The organism is Enterobacter sp. SES19, assembly GCF_011765665.1.
Taxonomy (GTDB): domain Bacteria; phylum Pseudomonadota; class Gammaproteobacteria; order Enterobacterales; family Enterobacteriaceae; genus Enterobacter; species Enterobacter pseudoroggenkampii.
Window position 1 is genome coordinate 778,169 of the sequence record NZ_CP050320.1, and the last position, 24,988, is coordinate 803,156.

General features: G+C 55.5%; 23 protein-coding genes. 20 read left to right on the forward strand and 3 right to left on the reverse strand.

What is annotated here, in order from left to right:
• Positions 1 to 242: 242 nt before the first annotated feature.
• The 19 genes from mraZ to mutT all read left to right on the forward strand — a co-directional run bounded on the left by mraZ (position 243) and on the right by mutT (position 22,090).
• On the forward strand, positions 243 to 701 hold the full coding sequence (gene mraZ / locus GXP72_RS03630) for a division/cell wall cluster transcriptional repressor MraZ (RefSeq protein WP_021240528.1): 459 nt from the start codon (positions 243 to 245) through the stop codon (positions 699 to 701).
• A 2-nt stretch (positions 702 to 703) separates the two neighbouring features.
• Positions 704 to 1,645, forward strand: a complete 942-nt coding sequence (gene rsmH / locus GXP72_RS03635; RefSeq protein ID WP_021240527.1) for a 16S rRNA (cytosine(1402)-N(4))-methyltransferase RsmH — start codon at positions 704 to 706, stop codon at positions 1,643 to 1,645.
• Positions 1,642 to 2,007: a cell division protein FtsL gene (ftsL, locus tag GXP72_RS03640; RefSeq protein WP_008501989.1), complete on the forward strand. Its 366-nt coding sequence runs from the start codon at positions 1,642 to 1,644 to the stop codon at positions 2,005 to 2,007. The genes rsmH and ftsL overlap by 4 nt, the downstream gene beginning before the upstream one ends.
• 15 nt (positions 2,008 to 2,022) lie before the next feature.
• A complete protein-coding gene (locus GXP72_RS03645; RefSeq protein ID WP_024907454.1) occupies positions 2,023 to 3,789 on the forward strand; it encodes a peptidoglycan glycosyltransferase FtsI in 1,767 nt (588 codons plus the stop codon).
• Positions 3,776 to 5,263, forward strand: a complete 1,488-nt coding sequence (gene murE / locus GXP72_RS03650; RefSeq protein ID WP_032649816.1) for a UDP-N-acetylmuramoyl-L-alanyl-D-glutamate--2,6-diaminopimelate ligase — start codon at positions 3,776 to 3,778, stop codon at positions 5,261 to 5,263. The genes GXP72_RS03645 and murE overlap by 14 nt, the downstream gene beginning before the upstream one ends.
• Positions 5,260 to 6,618 (forward strand): UDP-N-acetylmuramoyl-tripeptide--D-alanyl-D-alanine ligase, encoded by a 1,359-nt coding sequence (gene murF / locus GXP72_RS03655; RefSeq protein ID WP_061715971.1) that lies wholly within the window; start codon positions 5,260 to 5,262, stop codon positions 6,616 to 6,618. Before murE ends, murF begins: the two co-directional genes overlap by 4 nt.
• The gene (mraY, locus tag GXP72_RS03660) at positions 6,612 to 7,694 is read left to right on the forward strand and encodes a phospho-N-acetylmuramoyl-pentapeptide-transferase (RefSeq protein WP_008501985.1); all 1,083 of its coding nucleotides are present in this window, start codon (positions 6,612 to 6,614) and stop codon (positions 7,692 to 7,694) included. Before murF ends, mraY begins: the two co-directional genes overlap by 7 nt.
• A 2-nt stretch (positions 7,695 to 7,696) precedes the next feature.
• Entirely contained in the window at positions 7,697 to 9,013 is a 1,317-nt protein-coding gene (gene murD, locus GXP72_RS03665; protein WP_024907457.1) for a UDP-N-acetylmuramoyl-L-alanine--D-glutamate ligase, read from the forward strand.
• Positions 9,013 to 10,257, forward strand: a complete 1,245-nt coding sequence (gene ftsW, locus GXP72_RS03670) for a cell division protein FtsW (RefSeq protein WP_048989648.1) — start codon at positions 9,013 to 9,015, stop codon at positions 10,255 to 10,257. The genes murD and ftsW overlap by 1 nt, the downstream gene beginning before the upstream one ends.
• Entirely contained in the window at positions 10,254 to 11,318 is a 1,065-nt protein-coding gene (gene murG, locus GXP72_RS03675) for an undecaprenyldiphospho-muramoylpentapeptide beta-N-acetylglucosaminyltransferase (protein WP_023334504.1), read from the forward strand. Before ftsW ends, murG begins: the two co-directional genes overlap by 4 nt.
• A 56-nt stretch (positions 11,319 to 11,374) precedes the next feature.
• On the forward strand, positions 11,375 to 12,850 hold the full coding sequence (murC, locus tag GXP72_RS03680) for a UDP-N-acetylmuramate--L-alanine ligase (protein WP_032649810.1): 1,476 nt from the start codon (positions 11,375 to 11,377) through the stop codon (positions 12,848 to 12,850).
• The gene (locus tag GXP72_RS03685; protein WP_032649808.1) at positions 12,843 to 13,763 is read left to right on the forward strand and encodes a D-alanine--D-alanine ligase; all 921 of its coding nucleotides are present in this window, start codon (positions 12,843 to 12,845) and stop codon (positions 13,761 to 13,763) included. The genes murC and GXP72_RS03685 overlap by 8 nt, the downstream gene beginning before the upstream one ends.
• A 1-nt stretch (position 13,764) precedes the next feature.
• The gene (gene ftsQ / locus GXP72_RS03690) at positions 13,765 to 14,607 is read left to right on the forward strand and encodes a cell division protein FtsQ (RefSeq protein ID WP_024907461.1); all 843 of its coding nucleotides are present in this window, start codon (positions 13,765 to 13,767) and stop codon (positions 14,605 to 14,607) included.
• Entirely contained in the window at positions 14,604 to 15,860 is a 1,257-nt protein-coding gene (gene ftsA / locus GXP72_RS03695) for a cell division protein FtsA (protein WP_023334508.1), read from the forward strand. Before ftsQ ends, ftsA begins: the two co-directional genes overlap by 4 nt.
• Before the next feature lie 63 nt (positions 15,861 to 15,923).
• Positions 15,924 to 17,075: a cell division protein FtsZ gene (ftsZ, locus tag GXP72_RS03700; RefSeq protein ID WP_008501978.1), complete on the forward strand. Its 1,152-nt coding sequence runs from the start codon at positions 15,924 to 15,926 to the stop codon at positions 17,073 to 17,075.
• A gap of 101 nt (positions 17,076 to 17,176) precedes the next feature.
• Entirely contained in the window at positions 17,177 to 18,094 is a 918-nt protein-coding gene (gene lpxC / locus GXP72_RS03705; protein ID WP_008501977.1) for a UDP-3-O-acyl-N-acetylglucosamine deacetylase, read from the forward strand.
• A 279-nt stretch (positions 18,095 to 18,373) separates the two neighbouring features.
• Positions 18,374 to 18,877 carry a secA translation cis-regulator SecM gene (secM, locus tag GXP72_RS03710; protein ID WP_073961640.1) on the forward strand — a complete coding sequence of 168 codons (504 nt, stop codon included), beginning with the start codon at positions 18,374 to 18,376 and terminating at the stop codon, positions 18,875 to 18,877.
• Between the two features lie 58 nt (positions 18,878 to 18,935).
• Positions 18,936 to 21,641, forward strand: a complete 2,706-nt coding sequence (secA, locus tag GXP72_RS03715; RefSeq protein ID WP_024907463.1) for a preprotein translocase subunit SecA — start codon at positions 18,936 to 18,938, stop codon at positions 21,639 to 21,641.
• 56 nt (positions 21,642 to 21,697) lie between these two features.
• Complete coding sequence (gene mutT, locus GXP72_RS03720) at positions 21,698 to 22,090, forward strand: 8-oxo-dGTP diphosphatase MutT (protein WP_024907464.1); 393 nt, start codon at positions 21,698 to 21,700, stop codon at positions 22,088 to 22,090.
• 34 nt (positions 22,091 to 22,124) lie between these two features.
• Here the strand turns inward: mutT and yacG are convergent, their stop codons facing one another.
• The 3 genes from yacG to coaE are packed head-to-tail and all read right to left on the reverse strand — an operon-like array spanning position 22,125 to position 23,692.
• The gene (gene yacG, locus GXP72_RS03725) at positions 22,125 to 22,319 is read right to left on the reverse strand and encodes a DNA gyrase inhibitor YacG (RefSeq protein ID WP_024907465.1); all 195 of its coding nucleotides are present in this window, start codon (positions 22,317 to 22,319) and stop codon (positions 22,125 to 22,127) included.
• 9 nt (positions 22,320 to 22,328) lie between these two features.
• The gene (zapD, locus tag GXP72_RS03730; RefSeq protein ID WP_024907466.1) at positions 22,329 to 23,072 is read right to left on the reverse strand and encodes a cell division protein ZapD; all 744 of its coding nucleotides are present in this window, start codon (positions 23,070 to 23,072) and stop codon (positions 22,329 to 22,331) included.
• On the reverse strand, positions 23,072 to 23,692 hold the full coding sequence (gene coaE, locus GXP72_RS03735; RefSeq protein ID WP_024907467.1) for a dephospho-CoA kinase: 621 nt from the start codon (positions 23,690 to 23,692) through the stop codon (positions 23,072 to 23,074). The genes zapD and coaE overlap by 1 nt, the downstream gene beginning before the upstream one ends.
• 228 nt (positions 23,693 to 23,920) lie before the next feature.
• Here coaE and GXP72_RS03740 point away from each other — a divergent pair, with 228 nt between their 5' ends.
• A complete protein-coding gene (locus GXP72_RS03740; RefSeq protein WP_023310407.1) occupies positions 23,921 to 24,964 on the forward strand; it encodes a GMP reductase in 1,044 nt (347 codons plus the stop codon).
• The last annotated feature ends 24 nt before the right edge of the window (positions 24,965 to 24,988 follow it).

The following is a 24,988-nucleotide window of genomic DNA, read 5'->3' on the forward strand; positions in this document are numbered from 1 at the left end:
CGATGATATTGAGTGAGCTTTAACGCTAGTGTGCATATTCGGTTTTTTTCTTACAAATATTCATAACGTTAATTTTGCCTCGCCAGTTGTGCAGTTATTAACCAGGACTGTTTATCTCTGTAAATAGAGGGCTTCCGAGTCCTTATATGGAGAGTCCTGGCTTGACAAGCTTTTCCCTCGCTCCGTAAACTCCTTTAGGTGGGAATTTGTGGGTTAAAGTGGTGAGGAGGGGTGAGACTGGCATGTTCCGTGGAGCTACGTTAGTCAATCTCGACAGCAAAGGGCGTTTATCGGTACCAACCCGATACCGCGACCAGCTGATTGAGAACGCTGCGGGTCAAATGGTTTGCACCATTGACATTAACTCCCCCTGCCTGCTGCTTTACCCCTTGCCTGAATGGGAAATTATTGAGCAAAAGCTGTCGCGACTGTCGAGCATGAACCCGCAGGAACGCCGCGTACAGCGGCTGTTATTGGGACATGCCAGTGAATGTCAGATGGATAACGCAGGGCGATTACTGATTGCCCCTGTGTTGCGGCAACATGCCGGTCTGACCAAAGAAGTGATGCTGGTCGGGCAGTTCAACAAGTTTGAACTGTGGGATGAAACGACCTGGTATCAACAGGTCAAGGAAGATATCGACGCTGAGCAGTCTGATTCCGCGACATTATCGGAACGGCTGCAGGACTTGTCTCTATAAATATGATGGAAAATTATAAACATAAAACGGTGTTACTGGACGAGGCCGTAAACGGCCTGAATATTCGTCCGGATGGCATCTACATTGATGGCACGTTTGGTCGCGGTGGTCACTCACGTTTGATTCTCTCCCAGCTTGGAGAGGAAGGACGTCTGCTGGCAATCGATCGCGATCCGCAGGCTATTGCCGTTGCACAGACCATCAATGACCCACGCTTTTCCATCGTGCATGGACCTTTCTCTGCGCTCGCGGATTATGTCGCTGAACGCGGCCTGACGGGCAAGATCGACGGGATTCTTCTCGATCTTGGCGTCTCTTCACCCCAACTTGATGATGCTGAACGTGGTTTCTCCTTTATGCGTGATGGTCCGCTGGACATGCGGATGGACCCGACGCGCGGTCAGTCTGCCGCTGAGTGGCTACAGACCGCTGACGAAGCCGATATTGCATGGGTCATCAAAACGTTCGGCGAAGAGCGCTTTGGCAAACGTATTGCGCGCGCCATCGTCGAGCGCAATCGCATTGAGCCAATGACCCGCACTAAAGAGTTGGCCGAAGTGATCGCGGCGGCGACACCGGTGAAGGATAAGCACAAACATCCCGCGACCCGTACCTTCCAGGCGGTTCGCATCTGGGTAAACAGTGAACTGGAGGAAATAGAGCTGGCGCTAAAAAGCTCGCTCGACGTGCTGGCCCCGGGTGGGCGGTTATCCATCATCAGCTTCCATTCGCTGGAAGACCGTATTGTGAAACGCTTCATGCGTGAACAAAGCCGCGGTCCGCAGGTGCCAGCGGGGCTGCCGATGACGGAAGAACAACTCAGGAAGCTGGGTGGCCGTCAGTTGCGAGCATTAGGCAAGTTGATGCCGGGCGAAGAAGAAGTGGCAGAGAATCCACGCGCCCGTAGTTCAGTGCTGCGTGTTGCAGAGAGGACGAACGCATGATCGGCAGAGTGACAGAGACCCTAAGCAAAGTTAAGGATTCGTTAGGAAGCAACGAGCGCCATGCCTTGCCTGGCGTGATCGGCGACGATCTTTTGCGGTTTGGGAAACTGCCACTCTGTCTGTTCATTTGCATCATTGTCACGGCAGTTACGGTGGTGACCACCGCCCACCATACACGTTTATTGACTGCGCAACGCGAGCAGATGGTACTGGAACGCGATGCGCTGGATATTGAATGGCGAAATCTGATCCTTGAAGAAAACGCGCTCGGCGATCATAGCCGGGTTGAACGGATCGCAACGGAAAAGCTGCAGCTGCAGCATGTTGATCCTTCGCAGGAAAATATCGTAGTACAAAAATAAGGGAAAACGCGACGCATGAAAGCAGCGGCAAAAACGCTAAAACCAAAACGTCAGGAAGAACAGGCCAACTTTGTCAGTTGGCGTTTTGCGTTGCTTTGCGGCTGCATTTTACTGGCGCTGGGTTTCCTGCTCGGACGCGTGGCCTGGCTACAAATCGTCGCCCCTGACATGCTGGTACGCCAGGGCGATATGCGCTCTCTGCGCGTCCAGGAAGTGTCGACATCCCGTGGGATGATCACCGACCGCTCGGGTCGTCCGCTGGCGGTGAGCGTGCCGGTGAAGGCTATCTGGGCCGATCCGAAAGAACTGCATGATGCTGGCGGCATCACGCTTGATAACCGATGGAAGGCCCTTGCGGATGCGCTGAAGATGCCGCTGGACCAGTTATCTTCACGCGTGAATACCAACCCGAGAGGGCGCTTTATCTATCTGGCGCGTCAGGTGAATCCTGACATGGCAGACTACATCAAAAAATTGAAGCTGCCGGGGATCCATCTGCGCGAAGAATCCCGCCGGTACTATCCCTCCGGCGAAGTGACTGCTCACCTCATTGGCTTTACTAACGTTGATAGCCAGGGGATTGAGGGCGTTGAAAAAAGCTTTGATAAATGGCTGACCGGCCAGCCCGGTGAGCGCATTGTGCGTAAAGACCGCTATGGTCGCGTGATCGAGGATATTTCCTCAACGGACAGCCAGGCAGCACACAACCTTGCGCTGAGTATCGATGAGCGGTTACAGGCGCTGGTTTACCGCGAGCTGAACAACGCCGTGGCCTTTAACAAAGCGGAATCGGGCAGTGCCGTGTTAGTTGATGTCAACACGGGTGAAGTGCTGGCGATGGCCAATAGCCCGTCCTACAACCCTAACAATCTTACCGGTACGCAAAAGGATATTATGCGTAACCGTACCATCACCGACGTGTTCGAACCGGGTTCGACCGTTAAGCCGATGGTCGTCATGACTGCACTTCAGCGCGGTATCGTTAATGAAAATACCGTACTGAATACCATTCCTTACCGAATTAACGGTCACGAAATCAAAGATGTGGCGCGCTACAGCGAATTGACCCTGACCGGGGTGTTACAGAAGTCGAGTAACGTCGGTGTTTCAAAGCTGGCGTTAGCGATGCCGTCCTCAGCGTTAGTAGAGACTTACTCACGTTTTGGGCTTGGAAAGGCGACCAATTTGGGGTTGGTCGGAGAACGCAGTGGCTTATATCCTCAAAAACAACGGTGGTCTGACATAGAGAGGGCCACCTTCTCTTTCGGCTACGGGCTAATGGTGACACCGTTACAGTTAGCGCGAGTCTACGCAACGATCGGCAGCTATGGCGTTTATCGTCCGCTGTCGATTACCAAAGTTGATCCACCGGTTCCCGGTGAACGTATCTTCCCGGAATCGACCGTCCGTACTGTTGTTCATATGATGGAAAGCGTGGCGCTGCCCGGCGGCGGCGGCGTGAAGGCGGCAATCAAAGGTTATCGCATCGCTATCAAGACCGGTACGGCGAAAAAAGTGGGGCCTGATGGCCGCTATATCAACAAATACATTGCCTATACCGCAGGCGTTGCGCCTGCAAGCAATCCGCGTTTTGCGCTGGTGGTCGTGATTAACGATCCACAGGCGGGTAAATACTACGGCGGCGCCGTCTCCGCGCCTGTGTTCGGGGCTATCATGGGCGGCGTGTTACGTACCATGAACATTGAACCGGATGCGCTGGCGACGGGCGAAAAAAGTGAATTTGTAATTAATCAAGGCGAGGGTACAGGTGGCAGATCGTAATTTGCGCGACCTTCTCGCTCCGTGGGTGCCAAATGCACCGGAGCGAGCACTGCGAGAGATGATACTGGACAGCCGCGTGGCTGCTTCTGGCGATCTTTTTGTGGCGGTGGTCGGTCATCAGGCGGACGGGCGTCGTTATATCCCGCAGGCGATTGCGCAAGGTGTGGCTGCCATTATTGCTGAGGCTAAAGATGAGGCAACCGACGGTGAGATCCGTGAAATGCACGGGGTGCCGGTTATCTATCTCAGCCAGTTAAACGAGCGTCTTTCCGCACTGGCGGGGCGTTTTTATCACGAACCTTCCGACCAGCTGCGCCTGGTTGGCGTGACGGGTACCAACGGTAAAACCACCACCACGCAGCTGATGGCGCAGTGGGCCCAGCTGCTGGGTGAAACCGGTGCGGTGATGGGGACCGTGGGTAATGGCCTGCTGGGCAAAGTGAGCCCGACGGAAAACACCACCGGTTCCGCGGTAGACGTACAGCATGTGCTTGCCGGTCTGGCAGGGCAGGGGGCAACCTTTGCTGCGATGGAAGTCTCTTCGCACGGTCTGGTACAGCACCGCGTCGCGGCGCTGAAATTTGCCGCTTCCGTGTTTACCAATCTGAGCCGCGATCATCTTGATTATCATGGTGATATGGAGCATTACGAAGCCGCGAAATGGCTGCTGTTCTCTACTCACCATTACGGACAAGCCATCATCAACGCCGACGACGAAGTGGGCCGCCGCTGGCTGGCGAAGCTGCCGGATGCGGTTGCAGTGTCGATGGAAGACCATATCAATCCAAACTGCCACGGCCGCTGGCTGAAGGCGGTTGAAGTGAATTACCACGACAGTGGGGCGACAATCCGCTTTGCCTCTTCCTGGGGTGAAGGCGAAATTGAAAGCCGCCTGATGGGCGCGTTTAACGTCAGCAACCTGCTGCTGGCGCTGGCGACGCTGCTCGCGCTGGGGTATCCAATGGCTGAGCTGCTGAAAACCTCAGCGCGGCTGCAGCCGGTTTGCGGCCGTATGGAAGTGTTCAGCGCGCCGGGCAAACCGACCGTTGTGGTTGATTATGCCCACACGCCGGACGCGCTGGAAAAAGCGCTGGAAGCGGCGCGCCTGCACTGCACAGGGAAGCTCTGGTGCGTGTTTGGCTGCGGCGGCGATCGCGACAAAGGCAAACGCCCGCTGATGGGGGCTATTGCCGAGCAGTTTGCAGATATTCCGGTAGTCACCGATGACAACCCGCGTACGGAAGAGCCGCGCGCCATCATCAATGACATTCTGGCGGGCATGCTGGACGCGGGCCGCGCTCGCGTGGTGGAAGGCCGTGCGGAAGCCGTGACTAACACCATCATGCAGGCGCGGGAGAATGATGTTGTCCTGCTGGCGGGTAAAGGCCATGAAGATTATCAGATCGTTGGCAATCGCCGTCTGGACTACTCGGACCGCGTAACGGCAGCACGTCTGCTGGGAGTCGTGGCATGATTAGCATCACGTTAAGCCAGGCCGCTGCCATTCTGCAGGGCGACCTGCACGGGCAAGACCTGACGATTGATGCCGTCACGACGGACACCCGCAAAATCTCCGCAGGCTGTCTGTTTGTGGCGCTGAAAGGCGAGCGTTTTGACGCGCATGATTTTGCTGAACAGGCCAAAGAGAACGGCGCCGGTGCGCTGCTGGTCAGCCGCAAGCTGGATATCGATCTGCCGCAAATTGTGGTGAAAGATACGCGTCTCGCGTTCGGTGAGCTGGCCGCCTGGGTCCGTCAGCAGGTCCCTGCGCGCGTTGTCGCCCTGACGGGATCATCAGGCAAGACGTCGGTGAAAGAGATGACGGCGGCGATCCTCAGCCAGTGCGGGAATACGCTTTATACCGCGGGCAACCTCAATAATGACATCGGCGTGCCGATGACATTACTCCGCCTGACCAAAGAACATGAATTTGCGGTGATCGAGTTAGGGGCAAACCACCAGGGCGAAATCGCCTGGACCGTGAGCCTGACTCGCCCGGAAGCCGCACTGGTGAATAACCTCGCGGCTGCGCATCTGGAAGGCTTTGGCTCGCTGGAAGGCGTAGCAAAAGCCAAAGGTGAGATTTACACCGGCCTGCCGGATGACGGTATCGCCATCCTGAACGCCGATAACAACGACTGGCTGAACTGGCAGAGCATTATTGGTTCGCGTAAAACCTGGCGCTTCTCGCCGAATGCGGTCAACAGTGATTTTACCGCGACCAATATCCACGTGACGTCGCACGGCACAGAATTCACCCTCACCACCCCAACGGGTGGTGTCGATGTGCTGCTGCCGCTGCCGGGGCGCCATAACATCGCCAATGCGCTTGCGGCGGCGGCGTTGTCGACGGCGGTGGGCGCGTCGCATGAAGCGATTAAAACCGGGCTGGCGAACCTGAAAGCCGTGCCGGGACGTCTGTTCCCGATTCAGCTTTCGGAAAATAAGCTGCTGCTGGATGACTCCTACAACGCGAACGTTGGCTCGATGACGGCGGCAGTGCAGGTGTTATCTGAAATGCCGGGCTATCGCATCATGGTAGTTGGCGATATGGCAGAGCTGGGCGACGAAAGCGAAGCCTGTCATACCCAGGTCGGTGAAGCGGCGAAAGCGGCGGGGCTGGACTGTGTGCTGAGCGCAGGAAAACTGAGCCAGGCGATTAGCTATGCCAGCGGCGTTGGCGAGCATTTTGCTGACAAAGCCGCGTTGATAGAGCGCCTCAAAGCGTTGATTGCAGAAAAACAAATTGTGACTGTGTTAGTGAAAGGTTCACGTAGTGCCGCCATGGAAGAGGTTGTGCACGCATTACAGGAGAACGGGACATGTTAGTTTGGCTGGCCGAACATTTGGTCAAATATTATTCAGGCTTTAACGTCTTTTCATATCTGACGTTTCGCGCCATCGTCAGCCTGCTGACTGCGCTGTTCATCTCGTTGTGGATGGGCCCGCGCATGATTGCCCGTCTGCAAAAACTCTCTTTCGGTCAGGTTGTACGTAACGACGGTCCGGAATCGCACTTCAGCAAACGCGGCACGCCGACCATGGGCGGGATCATGATCCTGACCGCCATCGTCGTTTCCGTGCTGCTGTGGGCCTATCCCTCCAACCCGTACGTCTGGTGCGTTCTGACGGTACTGGTGGGTTACGGGATCATCGGTTTTGTGGATGATTACCGCAAAGTTGTTCGTAAAGACACCAAAGGCCTGATTGCCCGCTGGAAATATTTCTGGATGTCGGTGATTGCGCTGGGCGTGGCCTTCGCGCTGTATCTGGCCGGGAAAGATACGCCAGCCACCGAGCTGGTCGTGCCGTTCTTTAAGGACGTGATGCCACAACTGGGGCTGTTCTACATCCTGCTGGCCTACTTTGTGATTGTCGGTACCGGCAACGCCGTAAACCTGACCGACGGTCTGGATGGCCTGGCCATTATGCCAACCGTCTTTGTCGCCGCCGGTTTTGCGCTGGTGGCATGGGCGACCGGTAACATGAACTTTGCGAACTACCTGCACATCCCTTATCTGCGCCACGCGGGTGAGCTGGTGATCGTCTGTACGGCGATTGTCGGCGCGGGGCTGGGCTTCCTGTGGTTCAACACTTATCCGGCGCAGGTCTTTATGGGGGACGTCGGTTCTCTGGCTTTGGGCGGTGCGCTCGGCATTATCGCCGTACTGCTGCGTCAGGAGTTCCTGCTGGTGATCATGGGCGGTGTGTTTGTGGTTGAAACCCTGTCGGTGATTTTGCAGGTCGGTTCCTTCAAGCTGCGCGGTCAGCGCATCTTCCGTATGGCGCCGATTCACCACCACTATGAACTGAAAGGCTGGCCGGAGCCGCGCGTGATTGTGCGCTTCTGGATTATTTCGCTGATGCTGGTGCTGATTGGCCTGGCAACGCTGAAGGTACGTTAATCATGGCAGATTACCAGGGCAAAAAAGTCGTTATCATCGGGTTGGGTCTTACGGGACTCTCCTGCGTGGACTTTTTCCTCGCGCGTGGCGTGACGCCGCGCGTGATGGATACGCGTGTCTCTCCGCCGGGTCTGGACAAACTGCCTGAACAGGTTGAACGCCACCTTGGTGGTCTGAATGATGACTGGCTGCTGGCAGCCGATCTGATTGTCGCCAGCCCGGGAATGGCGCTGGCGCATCCTTCACTGAGCGCTGCCGCGGATGCGGGCGTTGAGATTATCGGCGATATTGAGCTGTTCTGCCGCGAAGCGCAGGCGCCCGTTATCGCCATTACCGGTTCTAACGGTAAAAGCACCGTCACTACCCTGGTGGGTGAAATGGCGAAAGCGGCGGGCATGAACGTCGGCGTTGGCGGTAACATTGGTTTACCCGCTCTGATGCTGCTGGACAAAGGCTGTGAGCTGTATGTTCTCGAGCTTTCCAGCTTCCAGCTGGAAACAACCTCCAGCCTGCACGCTGCGGCTGCGACAATCCTCAACGTGACTGAAGATCACATGGACAGATATCCATTTGGTCTGCAGCAGTACCGTGCCGCCAAGCTGCGCGTTTATGAGAATGCCAAAGTCTGCGTAGTGAATGCCGATGATGCGCTGACCATGCCGGTGCGTGGCGCAGACGATCGCTGCATCAGCTTCGGTATTACGATGGGGGATTACCACCTGAACCGCCAGCTGGGCGAAACCTGGCTGCGCGTGAAGGGTGAGAAAGTGCTGAACGTGAAAGAGATGAAGCTCACTGGTCAGCACAACTATACCAATGCCCTGGCGGCGCTGGCGCTGGCAGATGCAGTAGGGTTGCCACGCTCCTCCAGCCTGAAAGCATTAACCACGTTTTCTGGGCTGGCACACCGTTTCCAGCTGGCGCTGGAGCACAACGGCGTACGCTGGATCAACGATTCTAAAGCCACCAACGTGGGCAGCACGGAGGCCGCGCTGAACGGCCTGCACGTTGACGGCACGCTGCATTTGCTGCTGGGCGGCGACGGTAAATCAGCGGATTTCTCCTCCCTGAAACCGTATCTTTCCGGTGATAACGTCCGTCTGTACTGCTTCGGCCGTGACGGCAGCGAGCTGGCTGCACTGCGCCCTGAGGTCGCCGAGCAAACCGAAACCATGGAACAGGCGATGCGGCTGATTGCTCCTCGCGTGAAGCCAGGCGATATGGTGCTGCTCTCTCCGGCCTGCGCCAGCCTCGATCAATTCAAGAATTTCGAACAGCGTGGTGATGTCTTTACCCGCCTGGCGAAGGAGTTAGGCTGATGCGTTTATCTCTCCCTCGCCTGAAAATGCCGCGCCTGCCAGGATTTGGGATCCTGGTGTGGTTGTTTGCGGCACTCAAAGGCTGGGTGATGGGCTCTCGTCAAAAAGATAACGATAGCCTGGTCATGTACGATCGCACGCTGTTCTGGCTCACGATGGGGCTGGCAGCGGTCGGCTTTATTATGGTGACGTCAGCCTCAATGCCTGTCGGGCAGCGTCTGGCGAACGATCCTTTCCTGTTTGCCAAGCGTGATGGTCTGTACATCATCCTGGCGTTTTGCCTGGCGCTGGTGACCTTGCGTCTGCCAATGGAGTTCTGGCAGCGGCACAGTACGGCGATGCTGATCGCCTCGATTATTATGCTGCTGATCGTACTGGTGGTGGGGAGCTCTGTTAACGGGGCATCGCGCTGGATCGCCTTTGGCCCGCTGCGTATTCAACCTGCGGAATTTACCAAGCTCTCCCTATTCTGCTACCTGGCTAACTACCTGGTGCGTAAGGTAGATGAAGTGCGTAACAACCTGCGCGGCTTCTTAAAACCGATGGGCGTGATTCTGGTGCTGGCGGTATTACTGCTGGCGCAGCCTGACCTCGGTACCGTTGTCGTGCTGTTCGTTACCACCCTGGCGATGCTGTTCCTGGCGGGCGCGAAGCTGTGGCAGTTCATCGCTATCATCGGAATGGGGATTTCGGCGGTTGTGCTGCTGATCCTCGCCGAGCCTTACCGTATTCGCCGTGTAACCTCGTTCTGGAACCCGTGGGAAGATCCGTTCGGCAGCGGTTATCAGCTGACTCAGTCGCTGATGGCCTTTGGTCGCGGTGAAGTCTGGGGACAGGGTCTGGGTAACTCGGTACAGAAACTGGAGTATTTACCGGAAGCGCACACTGACTTCATCTTCTCCATTATTGCGGAAGAACTGGGTTATATCGGTGTGGTATTAGCGCTATTAATGGTATTCTTCGTCGCTTTCCGCGCCATGTCCATCGGCCGGAAAGCGCTGGAGATCGATCACCGCTTCTCAGGATTCTTAGCCTGTTCAATTGGTATCTGGTTTAGCTTCCAGGCATTGGTTAACGTCGGGGCCGCAGCGGGTATGCTGCCGACCAAAGGTCTGACGTTGCCGTTGATCAGTTATGGTGGTTCCAGTCTGTTGATTATGTCGACGGCCATCATGTTTTTGTTGCGTATAGATTATGAGACGCGTCTGGAAAAAGCCCAGGCGTTTACACGAGGTTCACGATGAATCAACCGAAGCGGTTAATGGTGATGGCAGGCGGTACCGGCGGACACGTGTTCCCGGGACTGGCGGTTGCGCACCATTTAATGGATCAGGGCTGGCAGGTACGCTGGCTGGGAACCGCAGACCGCATGGAAGCCGATCTGGTACCGAAGCACGGTATCGAGATCGACTTTATTCGTATTTCCGGCCTTCGGGGCAAAGGCCTCAAGGCAATGCTGCTGGCACCGGTGCGTATTTTTAACGCCTGGCGTCAGGCGCGCACCATCATGAAGCGCTTTAAGCCGGATGTGGTGCTGGGCATGGGCGGCTATGTCTCGGGTCCTGGCGGGCTGGCGGCGTGGTCGTTAGGTATTCCCGTTGTGCTGCATGAGCAGAACGGTATTGCCGGTCTGACCAACAAGTGGCTGGCGAAAATCGCCACCAAAGTTATGCAGGCGTTTCCCGGCGCGTTCCCGAAAGCGGACGTGGTAGGTAACCCGGTGCGTGTGGACGTGCTGGCGCTGCCGCTGCCGGACGCTCGCCTGACGGGCCGTGAAGGGCCGGTGCGTGTACTGGTCGTCGGCGGCTCTCAGGGCGCGCGTATCTTAAACCAGACGATGCCGCAGGTTGCCGCAAAGCTGGGGGATGCCGTGACGATCTGGCACCAGAGCGGAAAAGGTGCTCAGCAGACCGTTGAGCAGGCTTATGCAGACGAAGGTCAGCCGCAGCATAAAGTCACCGAGTTTATCGACGACATGGCGGCAGCGTATGCCTGGGCCGATGTCGTGGTCTGTCGTTCAGGCGCCCTGACGGTGAGCGAGATCGCCGCCGCCGGTCTGCCTGCCCTGTTTGTGCCGTTCCAGCACAAAGACCGACAGCAGTACTGGAATGCGTTGCCGCTTGAGAAAGCTGGCGCGGCGAAAATTTTTGAACAGCCACAATTTACCGCCGACGCGGTCGCCACCACCCTGGCGGGCTGGAACAGAGACGCACTGCTGGAGATGGCGCAACGCGCGCGCGCGGCCGCTATCCCTGATGCGACGGAACGGGTGGCAAAAGAAGTGAGCCTGGCAGCCCAGGCTTAACCCTCGCAGCGCGTGAAGCGCGGCACGAATTTTAAGTAGTCGATGGCGTTTAGAGAATGAATACACAACAACTGGCAAAACTGCGTTCAATCGTGCCCGAGATGCGTCGCGTCCGGCACATTCACTTTGTTGGCATCGGTGGTGCTGGCATGGGCGGTATTGCCGAAGTGTTAGCTAACGAAGGCTATCAGATCAGCGGGTCTGACCTGGCGCCAAACCCTGTTACGCAGCAGCTGGCGTCGCTTGGGGCGACTATCTATTTCAACCATCGTCCGGAAAACGTGCGCGATGCGAGCGTGGTGGTGGTCTCAAGCGCCATCTCCTCTGACAATCCGGAAATCGTTGCCGCGCATGAAGCGCGCATTCCGGTGATCCGCCGTGCAGAAATGCTGGCGGAACTGATGCGTTTCCGTCACGGCATCGCTATTGCCGGGACCCACGGTAAAACCACGACCACGGCGATGGTCTCCAGTATTTATGCGGAAGCGGGCCTCGATCCGACCTTCGTCAACGGCGGTCTGGTCAAAGCCGCAGGCGTACATGCGCGTCTGGGCCACAGCCGTTATCTGATTGCCGAAGCGGATGAGAGCGACGCGTCGTTCCTGCACCTGCAGCCGATGGTGGCGATTGTCACTAACATCGAAGCTGACCATATGGATACCTACCAGGGCGACTTCGAAAACCTAAAGCAGACCTTCATCAACTTCCTGCACAACCTGCCGTTCTATGGACGCGCGGTGATGTGCGTAGACGATCCGGTGATCCGCGAGCTGCTGCCGCGCGTGGGTCGTCAAATCACCACTTACGGCTTCAGCGAAGACGCTGACGTTCGCGTGGAAGAGTACAAACAGATTGGTGCGCAGGGGCATTTCACGCTGGCGCGTCAGGACAAAGAACTGCTGCACGTCACGCTGAATGCGCCAGGTCGCCATAACGCCCTCAATGCCGCAGCGGCAGTGGCCGTCGCGACCGAAGAAGGCATTGATGATGATGCGATTCTGCGCGCGCTGGAAAGCTTCCAGGGCACCGGCCGTCGTTTCGACTTCCTCGGTGAATTCCCGCTGGACGCCGTGAACGGTAAAGCCGGCACAGCGATGCTGGTGGACGACTACGGCCACCATCCGACCGAAGTGGACGCCACCATTAAAGCCGCACGTGCAGGCTGGCCTGACAAGAATCTGGTGATGATCTTCCAGCCGCACCGCTTCACGCGTACGCGCGATCTGTACGACGATTTCGCCAGCGTCCTTTCACAGGTCGATACACTGTTAATGCTGGATGTTTATTCAGCGGGTGAAACTCCGATTCCGGGCGCAGACAGTCGTTCTTTATGTCGCACCATCCGTGGACGCGGTAAAGTTGACCCTATTCTGGTTTCTGACCCTGCACAGGTGGCGGAAATTCTGGCTCCGGTCCTGACAGGTAACGATTTGATTCTGATTCAGGGCGCGGGAAATATCGGCAAAATCGCCCGTACCTTAGCTGAAATCAAACTGAAGCCGCAAACTCAGGAGGATGAGCATCATGGCTGATAAGATTGCTGTCCTGTCTGGCGGCACCTCCGCCGAGCGTGAGGTTTCCCTGAATTCCGGCGCGGCTGTGCTCGCGGGCCTGCGTGAAGGGGGCGTCAATGCGCACCTGGTCGACCCAAAAGAGGTCGACGTGACGCAATTAAAAGCCATGGGCTTCGATAAAGTCTTTATCGCTTTGCATGGTCGCGGCGGTGAAGATGGCACCCTGCAGGGGCTTCTGGATTTGATCGGCATGCCGTACACCGGCAGCGGCGTGATGGCCTCCGCTATCTCTATGGATAAACTGCGCAGCAAACTCCTGTGGCAGGGCGCGGGGTTACCCGTTGCGCCATGGGTTGCGCTGACGCGTCGCGAATTTGAATTGGGCCTGCCGGATAGCGTTAATACACGCATTGCTGAACTGGGCTTACCGGTTATTGTAAAGCCCAGCCGGGAAGGCTCCAGTGTGGGAATGTCCAAAGTCGACAAAGCTGAAGATCTTTCGTCCGCTTTAGCACTGGCATTTCAACATGATGAAGAAGTTCTGATTGAAAAATGGCTCAGCGGGCCAGAATTTACCGTCGCGATGCTTGGCGAAGAAATTTTACCGTCAATCCGCATCCAACCCGCTGGAGTCTTCTATGATTATGAGGCGAAGTATCTCTCTGATGAGACGCAATATTTCTGCCCTTGTGGTCTTGAAGCCGAGCGTGAAGCAGATTTACAGTCCCTGGTGCTTAAAGCCTGGCATGTTCTGGGTTGCCGAGGCTGGGGACGCATCGACGTGATGCAGGACAGTGATGGGCAATTTTATTTGCTGGAAGCCAATACCTCTCCGGGAATGACCAGTCACAGCCTTGTGCCGATGGCTGCGCGTCAGGCGGGGATGAGTTTCTCGCAGTTAGTCGTACGCATTCTGGACCAGGCGGGCTGATATGTCTCAGGCTGCATTGAACACGCGCAACCGCGATGACGAGGACGAATACACCTCTTCACGCCGCAGTAATGGAACGCGTCTTGCAGGCATCATTTTCCTGCTCGGGGTGTTGTGCACTGTGTTTATCAGCGGCTGGATGGTCCTGGGCTGGATGGAAGATGCGCAGCGGTTGCCGCTCTCTAAGCTGGTGGTCACCGGCGAGCGCCACTACACGCGTAACGACGATATTCGTCAGTCAATACTGGCGCTGGGCTCGCCTGGCACCTTTATGACGCAGGACGTCAATATTATCCAGAGCCAGATAGAACGTCTGCCATGGATAAAACAGGCGAGCGTAAGAAAGCAATGGCCTGATGAATTGAAGATTCATCTGGTTGAATATGTGCCCATTGCGCGTTGGAATGATCAGCACATGGTTGACGTAGACGGAAATTCCTTCAGCGTCCCGACCGATCGTGTCAACAAGCAAAATTTACCGATGTTGTATGGCCCTGAAGGCAGCGAAAACGAAGTGTTACAGGGTTTTCGCGAGATGGGTCAGGTGCTGGCGAAGGACAGGTTTACGTTAAAAGATGCTGCCATGACGGCGCGCCGTTCCTGGCAGCTGACGTTAACGAACGGCATTAAGCTCAACCTGGGACGCGGAGACACAATGAAGCGTCTGGCGCGTTTTGTCGAACTTTACCCGGTTTTACAGCAGCAGGCACAGACTGACGGCAAACGGATAAGCTACGTTGATTTGCGCTATGACTCAGGCGCAGCAGTCGGTTGGGTACCGGCTCCGGTCGAGGAACCTAATCAGCAACAGAATCAGGCACAGGTACAGGCAGAACAACAATGATCAAGGCGACGGACAGAAAACTGGTAGTTGGACTGGAGATTGGCACCGCGAAGGTTGCCGCTTTAGTAGGGGAAGTTCTGCCCGACGGTATGGTCAATATCATTGGCGTAGGCAGTTGCCCGTCCCGTGGTATGGATAAAGGTGGGGTAAACGATCTTGAATCGGTGGTGAAATGCGTTCAGCGCGCCATCGATCAGGCTGAATTGATGGCAGATTGCCAGATTTCTTCTGTCTATCTGGCCCTTTCTGGTAAGCACATTAGCTGCCAGAACGAAATCGGTATGGTGCCGATTTCCGAAGAAGAAGTGACGCAGGAAGACGTTGAAAACGTCGTGCACACGGCGAAGTCCGTGCGCGTCCGCGATGAGCATCGCGTGCTGCATGTCATCCCGCAGGAATATGCGATTGACTACCAGGAAGGGATCAAGAACCCGGTCGGTCTTTCTGGCGTACGTATGCAGGCAAAAGTGCACCTGATCACATGTCACAACGATATGGCGAAGAACATTGTAAAAGCCGTTGAACGTTGTGGCCTGAAAGTTGACCAACTTATTTTCGCGGGTCTGGCGGCAAGTTATTCCGTGCTGACCGAAGATGAACGTGAACTGGGTGTCTGTGTGGTCGATATTGGTGGTGGTACAATGGATATCGCCGTATATACCGGCGGTGCGTTGCGCCACACCAAAGTGATCCCGTACGCAGGGAACGTCGTGACCAGCGATATTGCTTACGCTTTTGGTACGCCGCCGAGCGATGCAGAAGCGATTAAAGTGCGCCACGGCTGTGCGCTGGGGTCTATTGTTGGCAAAGATGAGAGCGTTGAAGTGCCGAGCGTTGGTGGTCGTCCACCGCGTAGCCTGCAGCGCCAGACGTTGGCAGAGGTGATTGAGCCGCGCTATACCGAGCTGCTCAACCTGGTCAACGAAGAGATTTTACAGTTACAGGAACAGCTTCGTCAGCAGGGCGTTAAACATCATCTTGCTGCGGGGATTGTATTAACCGGCGGTGCAGCGCAAATTGAAGGTCTTGCGGCCTGTGCTCAGCGCGTGTTCCATACGCAGGTGCGTATTGGTGCGCCGCTGAATATCACCGGTTTAACGGATTATGCTCAGGAGCCGTATTATTCAACGGCTGTGGGCCTGCTCCACTACGGGAAGGAATCTCATCTCAGTGGTGAAGCAGAAGTGGAAAAACGCGTCTCAGTGGGGTCGTGGGTCAAACGACTGAACAACTGGTTGCGAAAAGAGTTTTAATTTTTTTAAGAGACCGGAGAGAATTAGCGGTCTCGGGCGACAGGCACAACGGAGAGAGAAATTATGTTTGAACCTATGGAACTGACCAACGACGCGGTGATTAAAGTCATCGGCGTCGGTGGCGGCGGCGGTAACGCCGTAGAGCATATGGTGCGTGAACGCATTGAGGGTGTTGAGTTCTTCGCAGTTAACACCGATGCACAGGCACTGCGTAAAACGGCTGTAGGCCAGACTATCCAGATCGGCGGTGGTATCACCAAAGGGCTGGGAGCAGGGGCTAACCCGGAAGTGGGTCGCAATGCGGCTGAAGAAGATCGTGAAGCCCTGCGCGCTGCACTGGAAGGTGCGGACATGGTCTTCATCGCAGCAGGTATGGGTGGCGGTACCGGTACCGGCGCAGCACCTGTTGTGGCTGAAGTGGCAAAAGATTTAGGTATCCTGACCGTTGCTGTCGTGACCAAGCCTTTCAACTTTGAAGGCAAGAAGCGTATGGCTTTCGCGGAGCAGGGGATCACCGAGCTGTCCAAGCATGTGGACTCGCTGATCACCATCCCGAACGATAAACTGTTGAAAGTTCTGGGTCGCGGTATCTCCCTGCTGGACGCATTCGGTGCAGCAAACGACGTGCTGAAAGGTGCGGTTCAGGGTATCGCTGAACTGATTACCCGTCCTGGCCTGATGAACGTTGACTTTGCAGACGTTCGCACCGTGATGTCCGAAATGGGCTACGCGATGATGGGCTCTGGCGTGGCGAGCGGTGAAGACCGTGCAGAAGAAGCGGCTGAAATGGCTATCTCTTCTCCACTGCTGGAAGATATCGATCTGTCTGGTGCGCGCGGCGTGCTGGTCAACATTACCGCTGGCTTCGACCTGCGTCTGGATGAGTTCGAAACCGTGGGTAACACTATCCGTGCGTTCGCCTCTGACAACGCTACCGTGGTAATCGGTACTTCCCTTGACCCTGAAATGAACGACGAGCTGCGTGTTACCGTTGTTGCGACCGGTATCGGTATGGACAAACGTCCTGAGATCACCTTAGTGACCAACAAGCAGACTCAGCAACCGGTAATGGATCGTTACCAGCAGCACGGTATGTCTCCTCTGACTCAGGAGCAGAAACCGGCCGCGAAAGTGGTGAATGACCCAACGCCGCAAACGGCGAAAGAGCCAGATTATCTGGATATCCCGGCGTTCCTGCGTAAGCAAGCTGACTAAGAATTGGCTGGAATTAGGGGATTTGCGCTCTTTGTGCTAAACTGGCCCACCGTTAGTGATATACACTCTCGGTTGGATAGTTAATTTGGCGAGATTATACGATGATCAAACAAAGGACACTTAAACGTATCGTTCAGGCGACTGGTGTCGGTTTACATACCGGCAAGAAAGTCACGCTGACGTTACGCCCTGCGCCGGCCAATACCGGGGTCATCTATCGTCGCACCGACTTGAATCCACCGGTAGATTTTCCGGCCGATGCCAAATCTGTGCGTGATACTATGCTCTGTACTTGTCTGGTGAACGAGCATGACGTGCGGATTTCTACCGTAGAGCACCTGAACGCCGCCCTGGCGGGTCTGGGTATCGACAACATTATTGTTGAAGTCGATGCGCCAGAAATCCCGATTATGGATGGCAGTGCTGCACCGTTCGTCTATCTGTTGCTGGATGCCGGCATCGAAGAACTGAACTGCGCGAAGAAATTTGTACGCATCAAAGAGACCGTTCGCGTCGAAGATGGCGACAAGTGGGCTGAATTCAAACCGTACAATGGTTTCTCGTTGGACTTTACCATCGACTTTAACCATCCGGCGATTGACTCCAGCACCCAACGCTATGCGATGAACTTCTCTGCTGATGCGTTTATGCGCCAGATCAGCCGAGCCCGTACATTTGGCTTCATGCGTGATATCGAATATCTGCAGTCCCGCGGCCTGTGCCTGGGCGGCAGCTTCGATTGTGCCATCGTTGTTGACGATTATCGCGTACTGAACGAAGACGGCCTGCGTTTCGAAGATGAATTCGTTCGTCACAAAATGCTGGATGCTATCGGCGACCTGTTCATGTGTGGTCACAACATCATTGGTGCATTTACCGCGTTCAAATCCGGTCATGCGCTGAACAACAAACTGTTGCAGGCCGTCCTGGCAAAACAGGAAGCCTGGGAATATGTGACCTTCGAAGACGAAGCTGAACTGCCGCTGGCTTTCAAAGCACCAAGCATGGTTCTGGCGTAACGGTTCAAACCGTTTCGTAAAAAAATCGACTGGTTAACCTGGTACTCTCTCCGACCAGGAAGACCAGTCGTTTTTATTTTTACCCTTCTTCGTTTGCCCCGGCGTTATCTCTCGTTTGTCTTACGCAGAAAATGTGTGCGTTAGCTGCATTCTTGACCGTTTTTCCCCGCGGCGGCACCTCATTCCTGCTGATGTACATTAGCTTTAGTGGTACTATCTGGGCGCTAAAAAGAATAACTGAACTCAGCCTCTGCAAGGCTGGCTTATTGGGTGGAGCAGGTGAGCGGAATACTGACGCGCTGGCGACAATTTGGCAGACGTTACTTCTGGCCGCATCTCTTATTAGGGATGGTCGCGGCGAGTTTCGGCTTGCCTGCGCTCAGCAACAGTGCAGAAGCGGCGACGCCCGCGAAAACCTCTACCACCAAACACGATCTCAACACGCGGGTTAACTTTACAAACCTCGCGTGGCTTGAAGCCAGCCGCCGCCCGAATTTCTCCGTTGATTACTGGCACCAGCACGCTATCCGCACGGTTATCCGTCATCTCTCCTTCGCGATGGCACCACAGGCCATGCCTGTTGCGGAAGAGACGCTTCCGGTGCAGGCACAGCATCTTGCGCTGCTGGACACGCTCAACGCGCTGCTCACGCAGGACAGCCAGCCGCCGGTTATGGTTCGCCAGACGACGCAGCTCGCGCTCGTTCCGCCTGTCTCATTCTCTGTTTCAACCTGGATTAGCCAGACTCACGGCATTCGTGCCGGGCCGCAACGCCTCAGCTAAATTAACTTTTTCAATACCTTAATTTATCTGCCCACGATGGGGCGTTTGAGAATTTATTATGCTAATCAAATTGTTAACTAAAGTTTTTGGTAGTCGTAACGATCGTACCCTGCGCCGTATGCGCAAAGCTGTTGCCGTCATCAACGGTATGGAACCGGCGATGGAGAAGCTCTCTGATGATGAGCTGAAAGCGAAAACGGCGGAATTCCGTGCGCGTCTGGAAAAAGGCGAAACCTTAGAAAGCCTGATCCCAGAAGCGTTTGCTGTTGTGCGTGAAGCGAGTAAGCGCGTATTCGGCATGCGTCACTTCGACGTTCAGCTGCTGGGCGGTATGGTGCTTAACGAGCGCTGCATCGCGGAAATGCGTACCGGTGAAGGTAAAACCCTGACCGCAACGCTGCCGGCTTACCTGAACGCGCTGACCGGTAAAGGCGTTCACGTGGTAACCGTCAACGACTATCTGGCGCAGCGTGACGCCGAAAACAACCGTCCACTGTTCGAATTCCTCGGTATGACCGTCGGCATCAACATGTCCGGCCTGCCTGCGCCAGCCAAGCGTGAAGCGTATAACGCGGACATCACCTACGGCACCAACAACGAATACGGCTTCGACTACCTGCGTGACAACATGGCGTTCAGCCCGGAAGAACGCGTACAGCGTAAACTGCACTATGCGCTGGTGGATGAGGTGGACTCCATCCTGATCGATGAAGCGCGTACTCCGCTTATCATCTCCGGCCCGGCTGAAGACAGCTCCGAGATGTACCGTAAGGTCGACAAAATCATTCCACACCTGCTGCGTCAGGAGAAAGAGGACTCGGATACCTTCCAGGGTGAAGGCCACTTCTCCGTTGATGAAAAAGCGCGCCAGGTGAACCTGACCGAACGTGGTCTGGTGAAAATTGAAGAGCTGCTGGTCGCTGAAGGCATTATGGAAGAGGGCGAGTCTCTGTACTCCCCGAGCAACATTATGCTGATGCACCACGTGACCGCCGCGCTGCGTGCCCACGCGCTGTTCACCCGCGACGTCGACTACATCGTAAAAGACGGCGAAGTGATCATCGTCGATGAGCACACCGGCCGTACCATGCAGGGACGTCGCTGGTCTGACGGTCTGCACCAGGCTGTGGAAGCCAAAGAAGGCGTGGATATTCAGAATGAAAACCAGACGCTGGCGTCTATCACCTTCCAGAACTACTTCCGTCTGTACGAGAAGCTGGCGGGGATGACCGGTACTGCCGATACCGAAGCGTTTGAATTCAGCTCTATCTACAAGCTGGATACCGTGGTCGTTCCAACCAACCGTCCGATGATCCGTAAGGATATGCCGGACCTGGTGTACATGACCGAAGCGGAAAAAATTCAGGCGATCATCGAAGATATTCGCGACCGTACTGCCAATGGCCAGCCGGTTCTGGTGGGGACCATCTCCATCGAGAAATCCGAAGTGGTTTCGCATGAGCTGACGAAAGCGGGTATCCAACACAACGTTCTTAACGCCAAATTCCACGCCAAAGAAGCGGACATCGTTGCGCAGGCGGGTTATCCGGCTGCCGTAACCATCGCCACCAACATGGCGGGTCGTGGTACCGACATTATGCTGGGCGGTAGCTGGCAGGCTGAAGTGGCGGAGCTGGAAAACCCAACGCCAGAACAGATTGCCCAGATCAAAGCCGACTGGCAGGTTCGTCATGACGCCGTTCTGGCGTCCGGCGGTCTGCACATCATCGGTACAGAACGTCATGAATCCCGTCGTATCGATAACCAGCTGCGTGGTCGTGCGGGTCGTCAGGGTGATGCCGGTTCATCCCGGTTCTACCTGTCTATGGAAGATGCGCTGATGCGTATTTTTGCCTCCGACCGCGTGTCCGGCATGATGCGTAAGCTGGGGATGAAACCTGGCGAAGCTATTGAGCACCCGTGGGTCACCAAAGCGATCGCTAACGCACAGCGCAAAGTGGAAAGCCGTAACTTCGATATTCGTAAGCAGCTGCTGGAATATGATGACGTGGCTAACGATCAGCGCCGTGCGATCTACACCCAGCGTAACGAACTGCTGGACGTGTCCGATGTGAGCGAAACCATCAACAGCATTCGTGAAGATGTGTTCAAAGCCACCATCGACGCGCATATTCCACCGCAGTCTCTGGAAGAGATGTGGGATATTGAAGGCCTGCAGGAACGTCTGAAAAATGACTTTGACCTCGAACTGCCAATCAAAGAGTGGCTGGACAAAGAGCCTGAGCTGCACGAAGAGACCCTGCGTGAACGTATCTTTGAAACCGCGCTGGACGTTTACAAGCGTAAGGAAGAGGTTGTTGGCGCTGAAATGATGCGTCACTTCGAAAAAGGCGTGATGCTGCAGACTCTGGACTCCCTGTGGAAAGAGCACCTGGCGGCGATGGACTACCTGCGTCAGGGTATCCACCTGCGTGGCTATGCGCAGAAAGATCCGAAGCAGGAATACAAGCGTGAATCCTTCTCCATGTTTGCGTCTATGCTGGAGTCACTGAAGTACGAAGTGATCAGCACCCTGAGCAAGGTTCAGGTGCGTATGCCGGAAGAAGTGGAAGCGATGGAGCAGCAGCGTCGTGAAGAAGCCGAGCGTCTGGCACAAATGCAACAGCTGAGTCATCAGACCGACGACAGCGAAGCCGCAGCGGCGATCGCCGCGCAGACCGGCGATCGTAAAGTGGGTCGTAACGATCCGTGCCCGTGTGGTTCCGGTAAAAAGTACAAGGCGTGCCACGGCCGTCTGAGCTAAGTTCATAAAAAACAAAAAGGCGCAGACATCTGCGCCTTTTTTATGGAAGTAACAATATGAAAATACTGCAAATTGCCGTCGGGATTATTCGCAACCCGCAAAACCAAATCTTCATCACCCAGCGTGCTGCCGACGCCCATATGGCGAACAAGTGGGAGTTTCCGGGCGGTAAAATCGAGTCAGGTGAAACACCGGAAGAGGCGCTGGTTCGGGAACTTCAGGAAGAGGTGGGGATCACTCCGCTTGGCGCTACGCTGTTTGATAAGCTTGAGTACCAGTTTCCGGACAGGCACATCACGCTGTGGTTCTGGCTAGTGGAAAACTGGGAAGGTGAACCCTGGGGAAAAGAGGGGCAGCCGGGTAACTGGGTGGCGCTTCAGGCAAGTGATGCCGAAAAATTCCCGCCAGCTAATGAACCTGTGATCCTGCGGTTAGTCGCACAACCGTAGGCCTGCTGAGCGACGCGCCAGCAGGCTTTACAGATTACTGCTGGGTTTCACTCCAGTCGTCGCTGTCGGAGAGATCGCCTTTACTCGGAATGCGTTTCTCTTCCGCCGCCCATTCGCCCAGGTCAATAAGCTGGCAGCGTTTGCAGCAGAATGGGCGGAACGGACTCACTTCGCCCCAGACAACGGTTTTGCCACAGGTAGGGCAGTTTACGGTGGTGACATCAGACATCGGCACTCCTTAACAACAGGCCAGTTCAAAATCGAGACGTTCCGGCACGGTGCCATTTTCACTGTCCAGCGGCATAAAGCGAATCGCAAAGCGGCTCTTATGCCCGGAAATCTGTGGGTAAAGCTGTTCGCCAAGAGACAGATTGAGACGCAGAAGATCGGCATCATCACCGTTATCCTGGAAGAAACCATTCAGGCTGGTTTGCTTGCGGAACGGTGCAGAGTTACGAATCAGATCGAGGATCAGCGACAGCGTCTGGTGCATCGGCTCCAGGCTTGCCAGCCAGCTGTTCACCTGCGCGTCACGCTGCGCCTGTGGCATATGTAGCCACATATGCAGCGTCGGCAGGTCGAAGCTACAGCAGCCGCCAGGGATGCTCAGACGCTGGCGGACCAGGCCAATCAGGCGGTCTTCACGCAAAAACTGCCCGACGCGCGGCGCGGCCATCAGGATGCTGCTGCTGGTTTTAAGCTGCTGACGAAGGGAATCGATACGGCTTACATCCACCCCCGGAACCTCAGCCCATGCCTGTAATTTACGCTGCTGGCGCTCCAGCTCTTTGAGTAATTCTGTGCGGACATCGCCGCGTTCAATCACATCCAGCAGATCGCCTACGTTGCGGAAGAAGTGCAGCGCCGTAGCGTGATCGTTAACCGGCAGATGTTGTGAAAGCTGCTGAATGAGGAATTCGATGCGCAGCCAGGTGCGCATTTTTTCGTTGAGCGGATGCTCAAAAAGGATGTGTGTCGACATTATGGTTTTTCCTGTGCAACGGCCTGCGCGGCAAACGTCAGATACTGCGCGTGCAGACGGGCAACATCCGATGCAATGGCATCTGGTGCGCCGTTATTATCAATGACATCATCCGCCACGGCAAGGCGCTGAGCGCGCGTAGCCTGAGCGGCAAGAATGTGTTCAGCATGCTCCCGCGAGACATGGTCGCGCGTCATGGTTCTCTGGATTTGCGTTTCGGGAGAGACATCAATCACCAGCACCCGATCGGCTTTCTTCTGCAGCTGATTTTCAACCAGTAGCGGAACCACCCATAAGACATAGGGCGAGCGGGCCGCGGCGATCTGACGCTGAGTTTCCAGGTGGATGATGGGGTGGAGAAGGCTATTAAGCCAGGCTTTTTCCGCGGAATCGGAAAAAATGCATTCACGAAGCTGACGGCGATTCAGTGTGCCATCGGCATTGATGATGGCCTGACCAAAATGTTCTGCGATGGCCTTTAGCGCGGGTGTATTGGGCTCTACCACCTGGCGGGCAATGATATCGGCATCGATAATCGTGACACCCAAACGAGAGAAAGCGTCAGCAACGGTACTTTTGCCACTACCGATGCCGCCGGTTAATGCGACGATATACCCCATTAAATCAAATCCTGGGAATTATTCATTTTTAAAATCAGTTGATTAAAATTCTTACGTGCGCCAGCCACTGTTTAGCCCCGTTTACCGGCTTTTTACCAGGTAAATTTATAGGATTGTAGCGTAAAAAAAGAGAATTTCGCAGTCTTGCGGAGCAGGTATTAGTGCGTATGATAACGTCACTGGAGTTGTGCTTTTAACATATTTGCCTCTAACCCCAGGAATCCGCACATGCGTATCGAAGAAGATCTGAAGTTAGGTTTCAAAGACGTTCTTATCCGCCCTAAACGCTCTACACTGAAAAGTCGCTCAGACGTTGAACTCGAACGTCAATTCACCTTTAAGCATTCCGGTCAGACCTGGTCTGGCGTGCCGATCATCGCTGCCAACATGGATACTGTGGGAACCTTTGAGATGGCAACCGCCCTGGCACAGTTCGACATTCTCACCGCCGTGCACAAACATTACAGCCCTGAAGAGTGGAATGCGTTCGTTGCGTCCGCGTCTGCTGACGTGGTGAAGCATGTGATGGTCTCTACCGGTACCTCCGATGCGGATTTCGAGAAGACCAAACAGATCCTGAATGCTAACCCGGCGCTGAACTTCGTTTGTATTGATGTGGCGAATGGTTACTCCGAGCACTTCGTGCAGTTCGTCAGCAAGGCGCGTGAGGCCTGGCCGACGAAAACCATCATCGCGGGCAACGTGGTGACCGGTGAAATGTGTGAAGAGCTGATCCTCTCCGGTGCAGATATCGTGAAAGTAGGTATTGGCCCGGGCTCCGTATGCACCACACGCGTCAAAACCGGCGTCGGTTATCCGCAGCTCTCCGCCGTCATTGAATGTGCCGACGCGGCGCACGGGCTCGGCGGCCAGATCATCAGCGACGGCGGTTGCACCATGCCGGGTGATGTTGCGAAAGCCTTCGGTGGCGGTGCGGACTTCGTGATGCTCGGCGGTATGCTGGCAGGTCACGAAGAGAGCGGTGGTACCGTGGTTGAAGAGAACGGCGAGAAATTTATGCTGTTCTACGGCATGAGCTCTGAATCCGCGATGACCCGTCACGTCGGTGGCGTGGCAAAATACCGTGCGGCAGAAGGTAAAACAGTGAAGCTGCCTCTGCGCGGCCCGGTTGAATACACCGCGCGCGATATCCTTGGCGGCCTGCGCTCGGCCTGCACCTACGTTGGGGCATCCCGCCTGAAAGAGCTGACAAAACGTACAACGTTTATTCGCGTTCAGGAACAGGAAAACCGCGTATTCAATAGCCTGTAATGGTTTTCGCTGGCGCATGCTCGT